This is a genomic window from Bacillus sp. FSL M8-0063, from assembly GCF_038005545.1.
In the GTDB taxonomy this organism is placed as follows: domain Bacteria; phylum Bacillota; class Bacilli; order Bacillales; family Bacillaceae_G; genus Bacillus_A; species Bacillus_A wiedmannii.
The window spans coordinates 1-1486 of the sequence record NZ_JBBOTJ010000013.1 but is presented as its reverse complement, the minus strand read 5'-3'; the positions used below and the strand labels follow the sequence as shown (position 1 = coordinate 1486).

Sequence of the window (1486 nt, the reverse complement as noted above, 5' to 3'; positions counted from 1 at the left end):
AAAATGGCGGTCCCGACCGGGGTCGAACCGGCGATCTCCTGCGTGACAGGCAGGCATGTTAACCACTACACCACGGGACCATTTGGTTGCGGGGACAGGATTTGAACCTGCGACCTTCGGGTTATGAGCCCGACGAGCTACCGTGCTGCTCCACCCCGCGATGATAAAATATTTAATTTAGAAAAAATGGAGGAGGTAGAGGGATTCGAACCCCCGCGCGACTCTCGCCGCCTGTCGGTTTTCAAGACCGATCCCTTCAGCCGAACTTGGGTATACCTCCGAGATATAAAGCTTTAGTGGTGGACCTTGTAGGACTCGAACCTACGACCGGACGGTTATGAGCCGTCTGCTCTAACCAGCTGAGCTAAAGGTCCTTTATGGTAGCGGCGGAGGGGATCGAACCCCCGACCTCACGGGTATGAACCGTACGCTCTAGCCAGCTGAGCTACACCGCCATAAAAGATATTAAAATAAGTGGAGCCTAGCGGGATCGAACCGCTGACCTCCTGCGTGCAAGGCAGGCGCTCTCCCAGCTGAGCTAAGGCCCCATGTTTTTGGAAAATCGGGAAGACAGGATTTGAACCTGCGACCCCCTGGTCCCAAACCAGGTGCTCTACCAAGCTGAGCCACTTCCCGTTAATAAAAGCGCGCCCGAGAGGAGTCGAACCCCTAACCTCTTGATCCGTAGTCAAACGCTCTATCCAATTGAGCTACGGGCGCATATGGTGCCGAGGGCGGGGGTCGAACCCGCACGGTGGTCACCCACCGCAGGATTTTAAGTCCTGTGCGTCTGCCTGTTCCGCCACCCCGGCATGTCATATTGGAAATTGGAGCGGAAGACGGGATTCGAACCCGCGACCCCAACCTTGGCAAGGTTGTATTCTACCACTGAACTACTTCCGCAAGACATGTTTGAGATATTTCATTAAAAGTGCGGGTGAAGGGAGTCGAACCCCCACGCCAAAGGCGCTAGATCCTAAGTCTAGTGCGTCTGCCAATTCCGCCACACCCGCATATTTCATTAAAATGGTGAGCCATGAAGGATTCGAACCTTCGACCCTCTGATTAAAAGTCAGATGCTCTACCAACTGAGCTAATGGCTCTTGCAATAAAAACTGGTGCCGACTAGAGGACTTGAACCCCCAACCTACTGATTACAAGTCAGTTGCTCTACCAATTGAGCTAAGTCGGCTAAATGGTGGAGGATGACGGGATCGAACCGCCGACCCCCTGCTTGTAAGGCAGGTGCTCTCCCAGCTGAGCTAATCCTCCATTTGCCTGGCAACGTCCTACTCTCACAGGGACAAGGTCCCAACTACCATCGGCGCTAGAGAGCTTAACTTCCGTGTTCGGTATGGGAACGGGTGTGACCTCTCTGCCATCATTACCAGACTGTATTCATTTAAGACAAGAATCATTATAACTTATTTAACTTTAAAAGTCAACAAGTTTTTTATATTCCTTCAAAACTAGATAACATTTGCTT

General features: G+C 51.9%; 14 tRNA genes and 1 rRNA gene. All 15 read right to left on the bottom strand.

Features of this window, described 5'->3' with window-relative positions:
• Positions 1–4 precede the first annotated feature (4 nt).
• Positions 5–80 (bottom strand) — tRNA-Asp (locus MKX31_RS29160).
• Positions 81–83: 3 nt separating this feature from the next.
• A tRNA-Met gene (locus tag MKX31_RS29155) sits at positions 84–160 on the bottom strand.
• A gap of 27 nt (positions 161–187) precedes the next feature.
• Positions 188–280, bottom strand: a tRNA-Ser gene (locus MKX31_RS29150).
• 17 nt (positions 281–297) lie between these two features.
• Positions 298–374: transfer RNA gene (locus MKX31_RS29145), tRNA-Ile, on the bottom strand.
• Positions 375–378: 4 nt separating this feature from the next.
• Positions 379–455, bottom strand: a tRNA-Met gene (locus tag MKX31_RS29140).
• Positions 456–475: 20 nt separating this feature from the next.
• Positions 476–548 (bottom strand) — tRNA-Ala (locus MKX31_RS29135).
• Between the two features lie 14 nt (positions 549–562).
• A tRNA-Pro gene (locus tag MKX31_RS29130) sits at positions 563–636 on the bottom strand.
• A gap of 10 nt (positions 637–646) precedes the next feature.
• Positions 647–720 (bottom strand) — tRNA-Arg (locus MKX31_RS29125).
• 3 nt (positions 721–723) lie between these two features.
• Positions 724–812, bottom strand: a tRNA-Leu gene (locus MKX31_RS29120).
• A gap of 16 nt (positions 813–828) precedes the next feature.
• A tRNA-Gly gene (locus MKX31_RS29115) sits at positions 829–903 on the bottom strand.
• A gap of 29 nt (positions 904–932) precedes the next feature.
• Positions 933–1013: transfer RNA gene (locus MKX31_RS29110), tRNA-Leu, on the bottom strand.
• A 14-nt stretch (positions 1014–1027) separates the two neighbouring features.
• Positions 1028–1103, bottom strand: a tRNA-Lys gene (locus MKX31_RS29105).
• A 13-nt stretch (positions 1104–1116) separates the two neighbouring features.
• Positions 1117–1192 (bottom strand) — tRNA-Thr (locus tag MKX31_RS29100).
• Between the two features lie 4 nt (positions 1193–1196).
• A tRNA-Val gene (locus MKX31_RS29095) sits at positions 1197–1272 on the bottom strand.
• Between the two features lie 4 nt (positions 1273–1276).
• Positions 1277–1392, bottom strand: a 5S ribosomal RNA gene (rrf, locus tag MKX31_RS29090).
• Positions 1393–1486: the final 94 nt, after the last annotated feature.